Source organism: Methanocorpusculum petauri (assembly GCF_026891975.1).
Lineage (GTDB): Archaea > Halobacteriota > Methanomicrobia > Methanomicrobiales > Methanocorpusculaceae > Methanocorpusculum > Methanocorpusculum petauri.
This window is the reverse complement of record NZ_JAPTGB010000003.1, coordinates 1-15,430: the sequence shown is the minus strand read 5'-3', so window position 1 is coordinate 15,430 and position 15,430 is coordinate 1. Positions and strand designations below refer to the sequence as shown.

Here is a 15,430-nt window from a genome sequence, read left to right as displayed (position 1 = left end):
TGAGAGTTATCTGAGGCGTTGTTCACCTCCGTTCAGTGATTTCATGATGTCTGTTCCCTGTGTGTCATCGGCTGCCAGAAACTCGTCCAGGCATTTTTCGTTGCGGACGGTGACGGTGAGTTTGACCTTGGCCATGACGATCTTTGATTCGATGGTCATCGGGCCGGTCGGCTGGAATTCACCGCCGTCCAGAACGTTCCGGAGGGAGGCTGTCAGGGCAGCTGTTGCTTCTTCCATGGTGTTGCCGGTCTGGGACAGCTGATATCCTTCCAAAGATGCGGTCCAGTCTCCGTTCCGTTTCCGGACGACGGTGGCGTCGTAGGTCTGAGGCATTATACACCTACCCGCACGAATTTCCGGACTGCGATGATTTTTCCGTCACTGTTCCGGACAAGCGAGCCTCTGCTGGTGTCAGGACAGATGAGGTCGGTCCTGTCCGGGTGTTCGATCTGGGCCCGGTGGACAACATATCCGCTGACGATGAGCCAGGTGTTCGGCTGCCGATCCGGAAGGACCAGCGGCTGATAGGTGACGGTCTGCAGCGGGACTCCGTTGGGGAGGTTGCCGCTGCTGTGTCTGATTGGCGTTACGCGGATCTCGCCGGACGAGGGGATCGTGATAATCGTCCCGTCCGGTCTGCAGATGCCGATGGTGTGTGGTGTGTAGTTTATGAGTTGCACGCTCCTTTCCCCCTTTTTTCGATAGCATTCGCTATTCGTGAGTGTTTTTCAGCATTCGTCGAAGGTAATTACCAGAGTGATTGTCTGGCCTTTCAGGTTCTGAATGACCTGTTTTTCAGTAAGGCCGCTGTTTTCCATTCCGGATTTTGCAAGAGCGGTTATGGCTTTTGCAAAGTGAGAGATGACATCTTTCTTGCCGATGTAGAATCCTTGGTCTGTTTTGAGGCAGGCTCGATCAAGGTACATCTTCAGCGGAGTGTTCAGCCGGATGTTTACGTTAAGTTTTGATCCGGACATGGTTACCACATCTTGAGTACGGTGTCTGCCAGGAGCTCGAGGGCCCATGCCAGATGCGGGTCGAGGTCGATCAGGATGTCTGGATGACGGATGGTCATGAAGGCCTGCTTGGTGTTTCTCCGGCCCCAGACATCCCTGCTTTTGATCCACCGGAATCCAAGCTGCCGCAGAGCATCCTGGATTTCCTTGGTAGGCGGGACAGTGAACCGGATCTGGATATGGCGTGTTTCGACGTTGTTGGTGACGTATCCACCGGAGTTTTCCCCGGAGTACTTTATGTCCACTTCTCCTTGGTTCTGCAGCCGAAGGGTTGCGGCAGGTTCAGCTGCCGGGACCGGTTTTATCAGATCCGGAAGTGCGGCTGCAAGACGGTTCAGGTATGAGGTGGCCGCGCCCAGGGTACGGTATACCGGGAAGGTGAGGCCGATGTCCGGTATTGTTTCGAGGGAGTATCCGCTTTTGACAGGGACGACGGCAAAGCGGATCGTTCCAAGGGTGTATGCGGTCATGATGTTCCCTCCCGGGCTTTTGCATGGGTCAGCGCAATGGCGATACGTTCACGCAGAATGCCGGTATCGGCAGTGTACCTGACTGGGCCTTTCAGTTTGGCGAGCTCTGCTGCGAATGCGTTGATTGCTTTCTCAAGGGTGGGAAAACAGGTATGGGATCTGTACGATCCATACAGGGGTACCTGTACATCGACGTAGTAGGGTTTATCCGCATACGAGCCCTCTTCGAGTACTACTCTGATGGATTTCCGTTCCAGTAGGGCCAGCTGTTTCTTAAGCATGAGATTCCTCCTGCTGTTCACCTTTCCTGACGTAGGTGTAAAAGTGGGCATAATACCGTTTTTCCGGAGTGTAATGTCCGCGATGCAGCCTGCGCCACAGGACTTTGAACTCTTCCGGGCTTTGACAGCCTTCACAGCGGTAGAGATACTCGGCGATAATCTTCAGCGGGAGGTACAGGACATCGACGATCTGACAGAGTTCGCCGTCGGCATCCTGGAACTGGTCGCCGGGGTTTCCCATTTTCTCTGAACGGCTGGTACAGCATTTTCGTTGTTCCCGGTTGGCCTGCTGCATCTGCGGGCAGAAGGGTATGGAGATCATGTTCATGCTGCAGCACCTCCTGATATGGTGGTGATGGCAGGTGACCAGGTTCTGCGGGTCACGGGCCGTGTAACATCCCAGAGCGGCGGTTCGATGTGCGTGTCTGCCGGGATTGTGACAATTTTCACCTGCAGGAGTGGTTTATCGGGGTTGTTCTGGGCCTGAATCATCAGGACCCGGTCACCGAATGCACCTATCGGACGGGTGAAGAAGAGTCTGTTGGTACATTTGTCCCGGCGCATGGATGCTGCATCAAGCTGCTCTTTGGTGGGTGCAGGGAGCCGTGCAGTAATTGCACGGACGAGGTCCTTGCGGTCCAGGACATGGTATCCAACGTTGAGGCAGTGTTGTGCTGCGGCCGCAGCTGTTGCAGGATCGTTTGCTGCTTCCACATGCCGCAGAGCGCTGAGCAGATCGTTAACAGTGGCCCGGTAGACGCTTTCCATCGTGGGGATGGTCTGCAGAGCGTTCATACCGCACCTCTGTAGGTGTAGCCCTCTTCTAGAAGGCTGGTCAGCGTGTACATGGCACAGAGCGAGTTCATGACTGCGTTCCCGACGGTCCACATGTCGATGTCGGGCTGATGGATGAATTCGATGGTGTCGCTGACACTTTTGTTCATCGTGAAGCGGCAGTCTGGAGGGGCCATTAGTGGATCCTCCCGAGGGCTTCTTCTGCAGCTGCCTGGATGCTGTCTGCGTCGATGTAATTTGGCTTTCTTCGGGCTGAAACAAACTCCTGAATCTGTTTGCCCTGTTCAAGGGATATGGTACCGGTCGCGTCTGTGTCGATGATGAGCCGGGACATCAGTATCCCTCCACGGCAACAATTCTGTAGTTCTTTGACGGTTTTTTCAGTTCGCGAATCTGGCGGGAGAGATCGTCAAGCTGACGAGAGATGTCCAGCTGGTTCCGAGCGATGCGTTCCACGTCATGGTCAATTTTGTTGATCCGGGTGGTGTTGATCAGCAGCGCTTCCCGACTTGCCTGCAGTGCGATGTCAGTGACAATCGAGGGCTTGATGCGGCCAGCGATTTTGTTGCTCAGTATCGTGTAGGCAATTGGGTCGTCGATAATCTGATCGATGAACTGTGCAGCAGTCTGTAACTGTGTCTGCGGCTTGGTGTATGCCCCCGTGCGGTTGATGGCCGGGAGCACCTCGTGGGTGACCCAGCGGCGGAAGGGCTTGGCCTGCGGCTTGCGGGATCGGAGTGCGAGAGTGTACATCCCAGCCTCGGAGATGATGTTGATCTCCTGTCGCCCCCCAAGGGTGTCGGAAATTCCGACACCCTTTTCATCGTCGTCAAGGGCGCGAAGAGCATCACGGTTGTTCGAGATCCCAAGAGCCGCACACACGTCGGGTGCAACAAACCACGGTTCATCATCCTTCATGACGACGCGGACGTCAGTGCCCATGAAGTTAAAAGTTCTCGCGTTCAATACTTCTGTGCCGAGAGATTTCGCCTCGTTTCCACACCCGGCAATATCCTCGGCATCTTTCGTTTCTTTTGTTTTTGTCATGGTCCAACCTGTTCCATGTAATCTTTGGCAAGTTTATAGAGCAAACCAGCTCTCGTTCTGCAATCCGAATCTGCGAGTTTTTTCAATGTGTTCGCCTCCTTGCGAGTGAATCTAACACCCACAACGACAGACTCGTTCTCTTCTTTGTTGTCGTTAGATGTCACAATATTACATGGTCGTTGCTGATATTTATGTTTTCTCAAGATGTCATTTATTGTCGATTGTTTTATTTTGATGTCGGGATGATACTGATACAATGGGTAATAATGAAGTACAAATGACAATTCGCCTAGAGAAGGACTTTCACGCACAGTGCAAAGCGCTCTCTGACGATGCAGGCCAAACACTCGCAGAGTGGATACGTCGTGCTATGCGCGAGAAGCTTGAACGTGAGGTAAATGGAGATTCAGGTATTTCCGACGATGAACTCGACTCTCGTATCGAAGCTGTGCTCACGCGTATGCTGCAAGAAAAAGGAAGGAAGGTGTGATTTACGGGATTATTTAACTCTCGAGAACTTCAGGAGATAGAACGCCTAAACAAAAGAGTTCAGGAATTAGAGGTGTTTATCACTCCCGAAGTTCGTTCCATCAGTGACATAAATCTCCTTATCACCGCCAAGAAGGATGAACTTCAGAGACTTACAGAACAGATACAAGCTCAAAGTTTGGAATTTTCCAAACAACGAACAGAGCAGTACGCTCAGTTGCGTGAAATGAAAGCTGAATTCGAAAAGCAGAAATCTGAGTTGAATGATCAATTACGAGTAATAAAGTCAGAAATTGCCCGTCAGCGGGTCGAACTCATTCAACTCAATGATGAAGTTCTCATGCAGGAATACGGACTTTATCACCCCCTCTACGATTTTGCAACTTCTGAAGGTTACAAGAAAAGATTAGAACATATTCGCCTGAAGCAGAAAGATATGGTCCGAGAAAGTACAGCTGCCTCATGTACAACAAAATGGACGGTGAATGGTAGTGAGTCGCAAGGGCAGGCAATGATCACCAATAATATCAAACAGATTGTTAGGTCCTTCAATGCCGAATGTGAAAACGCCATAGATAGGGTTAAATTTAACAATGTCGAGAGCATGAAAGGGCGAATCAAGCGCTCATATGATCATCTCAATAAGCTGAACAAGACCAATGCAATTTGCATCTCAGAAAAATACTATAATCTCAAGATAGAAGAACTCCATCTGGCAATCGAATATGCTCTGAAAAAACAGCAGGAAAAAGAAGAATTAAAGCGTATTCGCGAAGAACAGCGTGAAGAGGCAAAATTAGCTAAAGAAATCGAAGAAGCACGAAAAGAGATCGGTAAAGAACAGAAACACTACAACAACCTTCTGTCGAAATTAGATATGCAGCTCCTTGATACCTCCGATGAAGTGAAAAGATCTGAATTGATTGAGAAAAGAGAGAATGTAGTTGCTCAGATAGCTGATCTCGATAAAGCCTTACAAGATATTGACTATCGTGCAGCCAATATGAAAGCAGGATATGTTTATATTATTTCAAATATTGGGTCTTTTGGAGAAAATATTTATAAAATTGGCATGACCCGCCGCTTGGATCCCATGGAGAGAATCGATGAATTAGGAGATGCATCTGTACCGTTCAATTTCGATACTCATGCAATCATATTTTCGGAAGATGCCCCTGCTCTTGAAGCTGCATTGCATCGTGCCTTCGAGTCGAAGAAACTCAATATGGTTAATACTCGGCGGGAATTTTTCCGTGTAACTCTTTCAGATATTGAGGAGGTTGTTCGGAAAAACTATGATAAGACAGTTGATTTTAATGTAATCCCTCCTGCTGAGCAGTATCGTAATTCTGAACGTATTCGTAATGAATTACATAAATCCAGATCAATTTGTGAGAAAATATAGGATTAATTAACAGATTAAAGAGTAAGGTTAACAGAAAAAACAGAGGACGGGTCACTTGTCTCCAAGTAACTCATCCAGCATCTGCCGGAGGATTGGATTCTCCCGCAATCTCTGTTTTATTCTGTCATTAAGCGATTCAGATCGCGTCCGTCCGGAACCACGTGCCGGGGTCGTACTGCCACAAAGGGCTCGTCCGGCTAAGGCATCATCATCGGTCGAGTAGTGTTGTTGTTCGTGCTCCGTGGCTCCGGCTGCGCTCCGTTTGGGGTGCGTTGTATTGGAGGCCACTACTCTACCTCACATAACGATTAGATTCAACTGACGTATAAACCCCCTACCGCGTGGTGTGAAAGTGCCCCAGTAAAATGAAGAAGGTTAACAGTATGAAAACAGTAGAAACACAAGATGAAAGAATACAGGATAATGCTTCCCGCGGAAACACTAAAACCCTGCTAACCCCAATATATTTTTCATGCCAAAAGCCTTCATCACCGACATCGACGGAACGCTCACCGATGATCGGCGGCGTCTCTCAACGCACGCCGTAGAAGAGATCCGTCGTCTGGTGGATGCAGACATTCCGGTGATTCTGGCATCCGGCAACACCGTCTGTTTTATCGACGCATTGTCCAAAATGATCGGAACAAACGGTGACATCATTGCAGAAAACGGAGGTGTGTACCGTCACGGCTACACAGGACCGCGCCATGCGGAGGGCGATCGCGAACTCTGTCTTACCGCCTACCAGAAAATAGTTGATTATTTTCAACCGGAAGGCGAAAAACTGCGGCTTTACAGCAACGAATACCGGTACTCCGATGTCGCCTTTGCCCGTGATGTGGATGTAGGAGAGGTAAGCCGCCTCCTTGCCGGAATGCCGGTGCAGGTCGTAGATACCGGATTTGCCATCCACCTCCAGCCGCCGGGACTATCCAAGGGAGCAGCCCTTGCAAAACTCGCAAAACTCATGGGACTTGCCCCTGCCGACTTTCTTGCCGCAGGAGACTCGGTCAACGACGTATCCATGCTCAAATTAGCGGGAGTAGCCGTAGTTCCGGCAAACGCAAGCCAGGAAGCACGGGCAGCGGCAGATGACATCATGGACAAACCCTTTGGAGAAGGGACAGCCGAAGCCCTCGCCAGGTACTTTCCCTGAAAAAAGATTCTGAAGAGTATTCTCCCAAAAAATGCAGGAGAACCTGTTGATATTTTTTACCGCAGCATATAGCGGTCAACCACGATAAAATCCGTGATGTCCTTGACTGCCTCAAACGGCAGTGTAATTGCATCGCCGTCAAGTTTATAGCCGGATGCATCAAAGGTCTGATCCGGACGCACGACTAGATTCAGCAGCTGCCCGGTTTCACTGTCAAAGGTGATGTTCTTGATCTGTCCGATAATTTTTCCGTCGGTACTCATCACTCTCTTTTTGCGGATAGAATGGGTAAACTGCTCACTCTTCATAGTAATCAGTAGATTTTATTGATAACGAAAGTATATATCCGTTTTGAATAAAACAGGTGGTTCAAAGGGTGGGAAACACCCGGATAATATCCGAATGGGTGAGAATACCAACCGGCTTTCCTTCCTCGGTTACGATCACCCGCCCTATATCCTGCTCTTTGAACCTGCGGATAACCTCATACAGCCTCATATCTCCGGGGATGGTAACAACATTGCGGACCATAATATCTGCGACCGGGCTGTCCATGGGAACACCTTGATCGATAGCCGAAACAATATCCGTCTGTGTGACAATCCCGAGAAGCCGCCCCTCCTCAATCACCGGCGCACCGTGAATTCTCCGCTGTAACAATGTTTTCATCACATAGGCAACCGTCATATCTGCGTCCAGCGAAACGAGGGGTGCGGTCATGTACTCGCGGATGGGCAGTTTCGGCAGAGACGTCATCTCCGACGTTGAGATGAGAAGAACACTGTTGATTTCATCCTTGCCAAACACCTCCCCTTTGATGAGCAGCTTGTTTACCGGCGTTGGACCGATTGTCACCTTGTCGCCCACCTCAAAGATCCGGACGTTGCCGATCACCTTGATCAGTGCATGGCAGAGATCTGCGTGCGTCAGGGTAGTGAAATCAATCTCGTTCACGCGCACACTATCTATCATCTCATTGTTGCGGAGAATTGCAACCTCACCCTCCGAATCATCGGCAGTAACGTTGAGTTCACTGTAGGCGCGTGAGGTCGGATGATACCCTCCTTTCGGTCCCGGTACCCCGTCCACCAGACCCAGCGCTTTGAGGGCCTGCATCTGATTACGGACCGTGCCGGGGTTGCGCTTGATAATGTCGGCAATATCTTCTCCTTTTATCGGATGCGAATATTGATGATAAAGCGAGATAAGTGTAATAAGGATATCTTTTTGGATCAGCGACAAATCCATACTGATTGTTCAGACCGCCACCCTAATAAAGAAATCGAGTGAATCAGGCAACTATGTACTTTGACAATATCCCTACAATACCCACAGCCGACGAACTGCTGGACCGCAGTTTCCGGCGTGCCGCAAAAAAGATGCGGGAAAAAAATAATAAAAACCACGCGAACGAAGACTTCGTCCGTGCCATTACGCAGGCAACCCATGACAAACTGGTAAGTATCATCCAGAGTTTTCCTGAGTTTGAACAACTCCCGCCGTTCTATCGCGATCTCTGCGACATCCTCTTCGGCATGGACAACCTCCGCCAGGCACTTGGCATGGTGGGATGGGCAGCAAAGAACGTGCGCGACGTTGGAAAGGGCATTTCCCGCGGCATGCGGCGTGCCGACACCTTAACCGAACGCAAACGTGCGGTCGCCCGCATCGCATCCATCGTGCACCGTGCTGATGATGCGCTCCGCTACTTAAACGATGTGCGAAACGTACTCCGCAAACTCCCTGTCATCAGTACGGACGAGTTTACCATCGTGGTTGCCGGATATCCGAATGTCGGCAAATCCTCATTTATCCGACTGGTTTCCAGTGCCGAACCGGAGATTGCATCCTACCCCTTCACCACAAAGGGCGTCATCGTTGGCCACCGGAATGCGGAGCGGAGAAAACGTATTCAGTTTATCGACACACCAGGTCTGCTTGACCGCAGCGATGAGGAACGGAACGCAATCGAAAAACAGGCACTCAACGCTCTTGTGTATGTTGCGGATCTGGTTCTGTTTGTGATCGATGCAAGTGAGCACTGCGGCTACTCGGTTGAGGCGCAGGAAAAACTTCGCGAGGAAATTGCAGAAATTGTTGCTGTTCCGATGCTGACCGTGGTAAACAAGGCCGACATCAAAAAGACGGAAGACCGTTTCAACATGTCAACGATCACGGGAGAAGGGGTTGAGGATGTTCTTGCGGAACTGCTCCGACAGCGGACAAAGCTGATGCAGGACGAAGTGGTGGACATCAGATCCGAACTGCCGGTCCCGGAGATGAAGCGCCGCGGAGGACGAACCGAGACCAAAACCGAGTATTAAACCCGCAGCGGGGCTGCAAAAAGAGCCCCGCAGCTATTTTTTGGACGTATTAAATGTAATCCGAAATATACGGTTTTCTGGAGATAAACACCTGATCGAGCAGGTGAATGGTTGACGGATCGGCGCAGAGCCGTTCCAGTGCTGCAAGCTCCGACGCACGCTTGTATCCCAGCAGGAGAGTCGTTAATGTCCCTATCGACAGATCAGCACCGTGCTCTGCGGTACCATCCTTCTGAACCGCTTTTCCGTCGGATACCGCAAGAGTGATACTTCTGTTGTTCCATTCCAGAATCGGATCAGAGATGTTGACAGTAAATTCCGCATGCACATCCGGGTTGAACCGATACTTCTCCAGAAACTGTTCAACATCGACGATTCTTCCCATGATGTAGGGGCGGATCGTCTCTTTGATGTCGCTGTCCTCCAGATCAAAGGCAATCGGCTCGCTGAAATAATGGTATCCCCTGACTTTGGTAATCATGGATTCATGGGCACTGATATAGTTCCAGAGACCTTTTTTCGATTCCCTATCCAGATAAATCATTTCTTTTACATACATGACACCGTTTTTAATGAGGTAAACCATGTATCCTCCGGGGACACCATTTTCCCTGTAATACAGGGCAACTGTCATATCATCCTCATCCCATCTCCAGTACTTGTCCCACACCAGATAGTTGCGGAACAGACATCCATGTGTCCGTTTTGCAAACTGCATGTGCAAATCCGTAAACTCCTTGTCATCACGCGGGACCCGGCGGACATAGCCCGGAACTTCAGGATAGATGGGAAATCCTCCCTCGCGGATGCTGAAGGACATTTTGTCGGATACAATCTCCCATCCTTTCTTCCGGTAGAGGGGAATTGAGTAGGGACACAAAAGAGCAAGAGACTGACCGTTCTCCCGCATCTCTGTCAGACTTCGCTTCATCAGTTTCGACATCAGCCCGAGGCCCGAGTATTCGGGATAGGTGGACACGCTCGTGATGAAAACGATCGGATAGATGACGGAGTGTATATTCATTTCCAAGGGATAGGAGGCAAACTGGGATACGAGTGTCTCGCCGTCGAAATATCCCCAGACATTAGCACGTTCCAGTACAGAAGACTTGGATTGCTTAATTTCTTCATCCTCCCATCCGCATTCCCGCAGCGTATTATCCGTTACCTGAAAGGCGTACCGCAAAAGATCGGTGGATTGATCGAGATGCTCGACAGACAATTTTTTCAAAGTGAAAGGGTGGTGATCCATATATTATCCTTTATTTCTATGATTCAGGTCTGATTTGTTATCAGGCTTCTCCTCATTCCGGAAAGAAAAAAACGTTCAGGCAGGGAAAAAAGTGAAATAATTATTTCGTCCGGTACCATTCGGCACCGGTTTGCATGCGTTTGCAGAAAGCATCTTTATCCAGTGTGCGCAGTTCCGCAACGGCGTTTGCAAGGTTTTCCACCGCCGCATCATTATAGGGGTTCTCCCGCTGGATCGCATAATACAGGGGAGCATTCTCTTCGGAGACCTCACGCGAGACCGCAGTCTGTTTCCGGAACGTCGTGGACGCAGCCGCATTTAAAACCTCCGCCGAAAATCCGCTTCGAACAAGCGCCTCGGAAAACGCAAGATTCACCGCATGGGACAAGCCGAGAACATATGCCGCAATCGGATCATGATCCTCAACCGGCATGCGGAGAATCGTTGCACCGCTGAAAAGTGCGGCGGTCTCCTCGATGACCGAGGGGCAGCCGCAGTCCGCAACAACAACGTTGCGGCCTGCGACCGCAGCCGCCGTCGGTCCGAACATCGGATGCACCGAACAGACCCGCATGCCGGCCTCCGCCATGCGGCGGAGCACCGGAATCACCGGCGACTTCACCGACAAAATATCAAACACTAATGCCGAAGTCCCCGTCGCAAAAATCTCAGCAAGAATATCTGCGGCAACCGTCACCGGCGTGGAAACGATGATCACATCAACTGTCCTGCAGGCATCGGCGATCGTCACCGCAGGGTATGCGGCGTGTTCTGGATCACGGACAACGACGGTAATCTCATGACCCCGTGCTGCAAAAAAGGTTGACAGCCAGCGTCCCATGCCGCCGTTGCCGCCGATAATACAGATGCGGCGCGGTTCAGCATGCCGGGGAAGTCTCCCCTGCACCTCAACCGACTCATCGATCACTGCACGGGCAAGGCGCACAGCGGTTGCGGCACTCACACCCGCAAGCGTTCCCGCATCCACGTACCGCTGCTCAACGGTCCGTTCGACCGACGGCACAACAACCTCTTCATTTGCTTTTGCTTTTTCCTCGCCGATCACTTTTGCAATGCTGTTGCGCCTGCCGACCAGTGCAACGATCGCACGATCAATCTCGGCGAGCTCCGCACGCAGCGGGGCAAGATTTTCCTTACTCAAGGTAACCGCCCCGCACACAAAGATCAGCCAGTACAAATGCAGTCATCGCCTCAACCACAATTGCACCGCGGTTCGCGATGCAGGGATCGTGGCGGCCCTGTACCGACAGGTCGGCGCTTGTGCCGTCCCGCAGATTCACGGTCTGCTGAACCCTGGCAATCGAGGGCGTCGGTTTGAACGCAACCGAGAAGTCCAGTACAGAACCGTTTGCCATGCCGCCGAGCACGCCGCCTGCATGGTTTGTGACGGCAGCAACGCTGCCGTCCACTATACGGTACGGATCATTATTTTCCGAACCGTGCAGTGCTGCGGCGGCAAATCCGCTGCCAAACGAAATTCCTTTTACGCCCGGTACCGCAAACACGGCTTTGGCAATCTCACCGTCCAGAGTGTCAAAAAACGGCTCACCAAGCCCTGCCGGCAGACCGGATGCCATGCACCGGACAATTCCGCCGACACTGTCACCCTCAGCCTTCGCCGCAAGAATCTCCGCACGCATCCGCCCGGCAAGATCAGCATTCATTGCCCGCAGCGGATTGTCACGGGAGCGGACAAGTTCCTCAGCCGCATACTCCCCGGCATCGACAACATTTCCAATGCGGGACAGATAAGAACCTATGCTGATACCGAGCGGCCCAATCATGTCACGCAGCAGAGCACCTGCTGCAACAAGAGGTGTGGTCATCCGGCCGGAGAACATACCGCCACCCCGGATGTCGTGTGCTTCTCCGTATTTGCAGAGAGCAGGATAGTCAGCATGACCGGGACGTGGAGTCAGCCGCAGATCTTCATAGTCTGAACTTTTCGTGTTTGCATTGGCAAATGTGATCACCACCGGAGCACCGGTGGCAACTCCGTTCAAAATGCCGGAAATTTCAGGCATATCTGCCTCAACACGGGGAGTGCCGATGCCAGGTGCCGGTTTTCTGAGTGCGAGATCAGCAAGCATGCGGTCAATGCTGACCGGCGTTCCCGCCGGAACACCGTCGATCACGCAGCCGATGCGGCTGTCGTGACTTGCCCCAAACAGGGTGAGCTGTACTGCTGTTCCAATTGTATTCATAGATACCTCATGTCTGCGCCGAGCGCCTGCATATCGGCAACGAACGCGGGATAGGAAACCGCACAGCAGCCGGGATCATCGATGACGGTTGTACCGTCCGCGATGAGTCCGGCAACTGCGGCGGCCATCATAATGCGGTGGTCGCCAAAGGTGGTAACCTTTGCGCCGTGCAGAGTGGACGGACCGCGGATGATGCAGCCGTCCTCGGTCTCGGTGATGTCTGCCCCCATATCGCGGAGGAACAGGGCGGTGGATTTGATGCGGTCGCTTTCTTTGAACCGGAGATGCGCTGCGCCGTACAGCCGTGTGGTTCCGGAACACTGGGTTGAAAGAACTGCTGCAATTGGGAACAGGTCGGGAGCATCTGCAAGGTTCACGTCCTCTGCGCGCAGTTCGTTATGACCGACACGAACTGTTCCGTCCGGTTTGCGGGATACAACAGCACCGAGTAGCTCCAAAAGACCGATGAACATCTTGTCTCCCTGCGGATCGGCAGGATCAAGGTTGGTGACGCAGACGTCTCCCGCAAGAGCACCTGCGGCAAAGAGGAATGCGGCGGATGAGTAATCACCGCCAACCCGGACCGATGCGGGGAGGTACTGCCGGCCTTCGGGAACGATGAATCCGTCCCCGGTTGTTACAACCGCAACACCGCGTTTTTTCATCGCAGCGATGGTCATCTCGACATAGGGGCGTGAGGTCAGGGGCGTGGTCAGATGAATCGTCAGCCCGTGTCCGCCAAGCGGCGCACCGATCAGGAGTGCAGAGATGAACTGTGAGCTGATGTCTCCCCGGATGGTTGCACAGCAGCCGGTTGCAGGACCGGTCACCGAGAACGGGGCACATCCATTGTCCGCGGCAGAGACGGTTACGCCAAGCTCTGCAAGCGCGTCAAGCAGCGGCTTCATGGGGCGCGAACAGAGCGAGGCATCCCCGGTAAAGGAGACTGTACCCGCAATCTGTGCGGCAACTCCTGCAAGAATCCGGATCGAGGTTCCGGAGTTTTTGCAGTTGATGACGTCCGCCGGAGCAGAGAGGCCACCGCCCCGGATGACAACATCATCCCCCCGGCGGGACACCGTAGCTCCGAGTGCTGCAACCGCGTCCAGTGTTGCACAGGTGTCCTCGCCGATCAGCGGCGAGGAAACAACCGACTCGCCGTCCGCGAGGGCGGCGAGGATGAAGGCGCGGTGCGTGTGACTCTTCGACGGCGGAGCGGCAACGGTTCCCCGCAGAGTAGACTTCTGTACAGCAAGCATCATACTGCATCACCATTCCTGACATTGGCCACGATCACATGTTCGCGCCCGAAAGCATCCAAAAATGCATCCAGTCGGTCGGTTTCCACAAGAATCCCGGTCGCAGGGCCGGTGCCGGAAAGTCCTGCCCCGGCCGCACCGCAGGCAAGCGCCCGGTCGGCAGCCTCCGGTTCAATCCCGAGTGCCCGGCAGGTACAGACACCATTTGCATACATCGCGCCAAACACATCCCCGGCAAGAGCACGGTCATACGCGGCGGAGACCTCATCCGCCATCTCCCGCATACGATCTTTTGGAAATGCGGATTTCCGGATCTGAAACTCCGGCAGATGAATGACTGCCGTATACCCTTCGGGCATCGGCAGTCGGTGCAGGAGTTCACGTTTCGGGTTATCGGTAAAGACAAGACCGCCAAGCATACAGGCGCAGGCATCATCAAATGTTCCAGTGATGCTGACCCCCGCAGCAATGGCAACGGTTGCACCGATGCGCCCGATTTCAAGCGGGTCAAGAACAACACCGAGCGCATCAGCGGTCGCGGCAAGAATTGCGTTCGTTGCCGCACTGCTGCTTTTGAGTCCCTGCGAGATCGGAATAGTGGAGGTAGTGGTAATCACTGCTCCCCGCATCCCTGAGTCCGGATAACGCCTGAGCATCTCTTCGACTGAGAAGCGGGCAAGCCGGGTGTCCTCTGAGGGATAACCGTCGATCTCGACCACAATCTCCGGCTCACTTGTGAGCCGGACGGTTGCCTCGGTTTTCAGATCGATCCCGAACCCGGCCCCCTTCCCCATCGCAATTGCATTGATGACCGAGAGAGCACCGTAAGATATGCCGTGACCAATCATTTCCCGCCTCCGAATGCGGCGGTCATCGTTGCGATGTCTGCGGCAGTGCCTGTCCAGAGGGTGAAGGATGCCGCCGCCTGTGCGATGAGCATGGTTTTGCCGCCAAGCACGGCACGGCAGCCTGCGGCACGGGCTGCGGCAATCAGCGGCGTGGTCTCCGGTTCATATACCATATCAAAGACCGCCGTCTGCGGCGTGAGGATAGATTCCGGGATTGGAATCCCTGCGGGAAAACCACTCATCCCGGCAGGTGTTGCATTGATAATGAGATCATATCCGGCTTTCAGCTCTTCCTGCGGTATCGCTGTCGCACCAAACTCTGTGGCAAGGGATTCGGCTTTTTTCATCGTCCGGTTCGTGATAAAAACTGCTGCTCCCACCGCAGTAAGGCAGGCGACAGTCGCCCGTGCGGCGCCGCCTGACCCGGCAACAAGTACCCGTGCACCGGATGGGGTGATATGCAGTGCCGCAACGGTTGCGGCAATTCCTGCAATGTCGGTGTTTGTTCCGATGAGTCGTCCGTCGGGACTGACAAGAATGGTATTCACCGCTCCGGCACTCTGTGCCGCGGGCGACACCTCCGACAAGAGAGGCATGACTGCCTGTTTGTGCGGGATGGTGACATTTGCACCGCGTATCTGGTAGCAGCGGAGCACTTCGGGAAGCAGAGGAAGTTCCTCTGCAAGGGCCGGGATTCTGACGTAGCGTCCCGGGATACCTGCGGCACGGAATGCCGCATTATGCATCTGCGGGGAGCGGGTATGTTCCAGCGGCCAGCCGGTGATCGCGGTGATGAACGGGTCGGTGGGGGGGGGGGGGGGGGGGGGGGCGCGGGGGGGGGGGGGGGGGGGGGGGGGGGGGGG

General features: G+C 53.1%; 22 protein-coding genes. 4 read left to right on the top strand and 18 right to left on the bottom strand.

The genetic code is table 11. The features are described 5' to 3' along the window. Nucleotides 1-6 precede the first annotated feature (6 nt). The 10 genes from O0S10_RS01560 to O0S10_RS01515 are packed head-to-tail and all read right to left on the bottom strand — an operon-like array spanning nucleotide 7 to nucleotide 3,609. A complete protein-coding gene (locus O0S10_RS01560) occupies nucleotides 7-333 on the bottom strand; it encodes a hypothetical protein (RefSeq protein ID WP_268924135.1) in 327 nt (108 codons plus the stop codon). Further along, complete coding sequence (locus O0S10_RS01555; protein WP_268924134.1) at nucleotides 333-680, bottom strand: hypothetical protein; 348 nt, start codon at nucleotides 678-680, stop codon at nucleotides 333-335. The genes O0S10_RS01560 and O0S10_RS01555 overlap by 1 nt, the downstream gene beginning before the upstream one ends. Nucleotides 681-728: 48 nt before the next feature. After that, the gene (locus tag O0S10_RS01550; RefSeq protein ID WP_268924133.1) at nucleotides 729-977 is read right to left on the bottom strand and encodes a hypothetical protein; all 249 of its coding nucleotides are present in this window, start codon (nucleotides 975-977) and stop codon (nucleotides 729-731) included. Between the two features lie 2 nt (nucleotides 978-979). After that, nucleotides 980-1,486, bottom strand: a complete 507-nt coding sequence (locus O0S10_RS01545) for a hypothetical protein (protein WP_268924132.1) — start codon at nucleotides 1,484-1,486, stop codon at nucleotides 980-982. Beyond that, nucleotides 1,483-1,767 carry a hypothetical protein gene (locus O0S10_RS01540; protein ID WP_268924131.1) on the bottom strand — a complete coding sequence of 95 codons (285 nt, stop codon included), beginning with the start codon at nucleotides 1,765-1,767 and terminating at the stop codon, nucleotides 1,483-1,485. The genes O0S10_RS01545 and O0S10_RS01540 overlap by 4 nt, the downstream gene beginning before the upstream one ends. Next, nucleotides 1,760-2,095, bottom strand: a complete 336-nt coding sequence (locus O0S10_RS01535; protein WP_268924130.1) for a hypothetical protein — start codon at nucleotides 2,093-2,095, stop codon at nucleotides 1,760-1,762. Before O0S10_RS01535 ends, O0S10_RS01540 begins: the two co-directional genes overlap by 8 nt. Next, a complete protein-coding gene (locus O0S10_RS01530; RefSeq protein ID WP_268924129.1) occupies nucleotides 2,092-2,562 on the bottom strand; it encodes a hypothetical protein in 471 nt (156 codons plus the stop codon). The genes O0S10_RS01535 and O0S10_RS01530 overlap by 4 nt, the downstream gene beginning before the upstream one ends. Beyond that, nucleotides 2,559-2,738 carry a hypothetical protein gene (locus O0S10_RS01525; protein WP_268924128.1) on the bottom strand — a complete coding sequence of 60 codons (180 nt, stop codon included), beginning with the start codon at nucleotides 2,736-2,738 and terminating at the stop codon, nucleotides 2,559-2,561. The genes O0S10_RS01530 and O0S10_RS01525 overlap by 4 nt, the downstream gene beginning before the upstream one ends. Continuing rightward, the gene (locus O0S10_RS01520; RefSeq protein WP_268924127.1) at nucleotides 2,738-2,896 is read right to left on the bottom strand and encodes a hypothetical protein; all 159 of its coding nucleotides are present in this window, start codon (nucleotides 2,894-2,896) and stop codon (nucleotides 2,738-2,740) included. The genes O0S10_RS01525 and O0S10_RS01520 overlap by 1 nt, the downstream gene beginning before the upstream one ends. Beyond that, nucleotides 2,896-3,609, bottom strand: a complete 714-nt coding sequence (locus O0S10_RS01515) for a BRO-N domain-containing protein (RefSeq protein ID WP_268924126.1) — start codon at nucleotides 3,607-3,609, stop codon at nucleotides 2,896-2,898. Before O0S10_RS01515 ends, O0S10_RS01520 begins: the two co-directional genes overlap by 1 nt. A gap of 256 nt (nucleotides 3,610-3,865) precedes the next feature. On the opposite strand from O0S10_RS01515, the gene O0S10_RS01510 reads away from it, so the two are divergent. From O0S10_RS01510 to O0S10_RS01500, 3 genes are all read left to right on the top strand, one after another. After that, nucleotides 3,866-4,099, top strand: a complete 234-nt coding sequence (locus O0S10_RS01510; RefSeq protein WP_268924125.1) for a hypothetical protein — start codon at nucleotides 3,866-3,868, stop codon at nucleotides 4,097-4,099. Between the two features lie 72 nt (nucleotides 4,100-4,171). Further along, entirely contained in the window at nucleotides 4,172-5,503 is a 1,332-nt protein-coding gene (locus O0S10_RS01505) for an SNIPE associated domain-containing protein (RefSeq protein WP_268924124.1), read from the top strand. Nucleotides 5,504-5,975: 472 nt separating this feature from the next. Then, nucleotides 5,976-6,659, top strand: a complete 684-nt coding sequence (locus tag O0S10_RS01500) for a phosphoglycolate phosphatase (protein WP_268924123.1) — start codon at nucleotides 5,976-5,978, stop codon at nucleotides 6,657-6,659. 56 nt (nucleotides 6,660-6,715) lie between these two features. On the opposite strand, the gene O0S10_RS01495 is transcribed toward O0S10_RS01500, so the two are convergent. After that, nucleotides 6,716-6,967 carry a PRC-barrel domain-containing protein gene (locus O0S10_RS01495; protein WP_268924122.1) on the bottom strand — a complete coding sequence of 84 codons (252 nt, stop codon included), beginning with the start codon at nucleotides 6,965-6,967 and terminating at the stop codon, nucleotides 6,716-6,718. A 61-nt stretch (nucleotides 6,968-7,028) separates the two neighbouring features. Then, nucleotides 7,029-7,907, bottom strand: coding sequence for a CBS domain-containing protein (locus O0S10_RS01490; protein ID WP_268924121.1), 879 nt, complete (start codon nucleotides 7,905-7,907; stop codon nucleotides 7,029-7,031). Nucleotides 7,908-7,960: 53 nt separating this feature from the next. Here O0S10_RS01490 and O0S10_RS01485 point away from each other — a divergent pair, with 53 nt between their 5' ends. Continuing rightward, nucleotides 7,961-8,983 (top strand): NOG1 family protein, encoded by a 1,023-nt coding sequence (locus O0S10_RS01485; protein ID WP_268924120.1) that lies wholly within the window; start codon nucleotides 7,961-7,963, stop codon nucleotides 8,981-8,983. A 49-nt stretch (nucleotides 8,984-9,032) separates the two neighbouring features. On the opposite strand, the gene O0S10_RS01480 is transcribed toward O0S10_RS01485, so the two are convergent. The 6 genes from O0S10_RS01480 to aroE all read right to left on the bottom strand — a co-directional run. Further along, nucleotides 9,033-10,205 (bottom strand): GNAT family N-acetyltransferase, encoded by a 1,173-nt coding sequence (locus O0S10_RS01480; RefSeq protein ID WP_268924119.1) that lies wholly within the window; start codon nucleotides 10,203-10,205, stop codon nucleotides 9,033-9,035. Between the two features lie 130 nt (nucleotides 10,206-10,335). Then, entirely contained in the window at nucleotides 10,336-11,397 is a 1,062-nt protein-coding gene (locus O0S10_RS01475; protein ID WP_268924118.1) for a prephenate dehydrogenase/arogenate dehydrogenase family protein, read from the bottom strand. Continuing rightward, the gene (aroC, locus tag O0S10_RS01470; protein WP_268924117.1) at nucleotides 11,390-12,460 is read right to left on the bottom strand and encodes a chorismate synthase; all 1,071 of its coding nucleotides are present in this window, start codon (nucleotides 12,458-12,460) and stop codon (nucleotides 11,390-11,392) included. The genes O0S10_RS01475 and aroC overlap by 8 nt, the downstream gene beginning before the upstream one ends. Next, nucleotides 12,457-13,722 (bottom strand): 3-phosphoshikimate 1-carboxyvinyltransferase, encoded by a 1,266-nt coding sequence (gene aroA / locus O0S10_RS01465; protein ID WP_268924116.1) that lies wholly within the window; start codon nucleotides 13,720-13,722, stop codon nucleotides 12,457-12,459. The genes aroC and aroA overlap by 4 nt, the downstream gene beginning before the upstream one ends. Then, on the bottom strand, nucleotides 13,719-14,567 hold the full coding sequence (locus tag O0S10_RS01460) for a shikimate kinase (protein WP_268924115.1): 849 nt from the start codon (nucleotides 14,565-14,567) through the stop codon (nucleotides 13,719-13,721). The genes aroA and O0S10_RS01460 overlap by 4 nt, the downstream gene beginning before the upstream one ends. Continuing rightward, nucleotides 14,564-15,430 (bottom strand): shikimate dehydrogenase (gene aroE, locus O0S10_RS01455; RefSeq protein WP_268924114.1); only part of this gene is annotated, 867 nt, incomplete at its 5' end. The genes aroE and O0S10_RS01460, both read right to left, overlap by 4 nt.

What these genes read in the sequence shown, in the direction of transcription:
- O0S10_RS01515 (WP_268924126.1), bottom strand. Translation starts at nt 3,609, where the DNA reads ATGACAAAAACAAAAGAAACGAAAGATGCCGAGGATATTGCCGGGTGT.
- O0S10_RS01520 (WP_268924127.1), bottom strand. Translation starts at nt 2,896, where the DNA reads ATGTCCCGGCTCATCATCGACACAGACGCGACCGGTACCATATCCCTT.
- O0S10_RS01495 (WP_268924122.1), bottom strand. Translation starts at nt 6,967, where the DNA reads ATGAAGAGTGAGCAGTTTACCCATTCTATCCGCAAAAAGAGAGTGATG.
- O0S10_RS01525 (WP_268924128.1), bottom strand. Translation starts at nt 2,738, where the DNA reads ATGGCCCCTCCAGACTGCCGCTTCACGATGAACAAAAGTGTCAGCGAC.
- O0S10_RS01490 (WP_268924121.1), bottom strand. Translation starts at nt 7,907, where the DNA reads ATGGATTTGTCGCTGATCCAAAAAGATATCCTTATTACACTTATCTCG.
- O0S10_RS01535 (WP_268924130.1), bottom strand. Translation starts at nt 2,095, where the DNA reads ATGAACATGATCTCCATACCCTTCTGCCCGCAGATGCAGCAGGCCAAC.
- O0S10_RS01560 (WP_268924135.1), bottom strand. Translation starts at nt 333, where the DNA reads ATGCCTCAGACCTACGACGCCACCGTCGTCCGGAAACGGAACGGAGAC.
- O0S10_RS01530 (WP_268924129.1), bottom strand. Translation starts at nt 2,562, where the DNA reads ATGAACGCTCTGCAGACCATCCCCACGATGGAAAGCGTCTACCGGGCC.
- O0S10_RS01545 (WP_268924132.1), bottom strand. Translation starts at nt 1,486, where the DNA reads ATGACCGCATACACCCTTGGAACGATCCGCTTTGCCGTCGTCCCTGTC.
- O0S10_RS01540 (WP_268924131.1), bottom strand. Translation starts at nt 1,767, where the DNA reads ATGCTTAAGAAACAGCTGGCCCTACTGGAACGGAAATCCATCAGAGTA.
- O0S10_RS01485 (WP_268924120.1), top strand. Translation starts at nt 7,961, where the DNA reads ATGTACTTTGACAATATCCCTACAATACCCACAGCCGACGAACTGCTG.
- O0S10_RS01550 (WP_268924133.1), bottom strand. Translation starts at nt 977, where the DNA reads ATGTCCGGATCAAAACTTAACGTAAACATCCGGCTGAACACTCCGCTG.
- aroC (WP_268924117.1), bottom strand. Translation starts at nt 12,460, where the DNA reads ATGAATACAATTGGAACAGCAGTACAGCTCACCCTGTTTGGGGCAAGT.
- O0S10_RS01500 (WP_268924123.1), top strand. Translation starts at nt 5,976, where the DNA reads ATGCCAAAAGCCTTCATCACCGACATCGACGGAACGCTCACCGATGAT.
- aroA (WP_268924116.1), bottom strand. Translation starts at nt 13,722, where the DNA reads ATGATGCTTGCTGTACAGAAGTCTACTCTGCGGGGAACCGTTGCCGCT.
- O0S10_RS01510 (WP_268924125.1), top strand. Translation starts at nt 3,866, where the DNA reads ATGGGTAATAATGAAGTACAAATGACAATTCGCCTAGAGAAGGACTTT.
- O0S10_RS01460 (WP_268924115.1), bottom strand. Translation starts at nt 14,567, where the DNA reads ATGATTGGTCACGGCATATCTTACGGTGCTCTCTCGGTCATCAATGCA.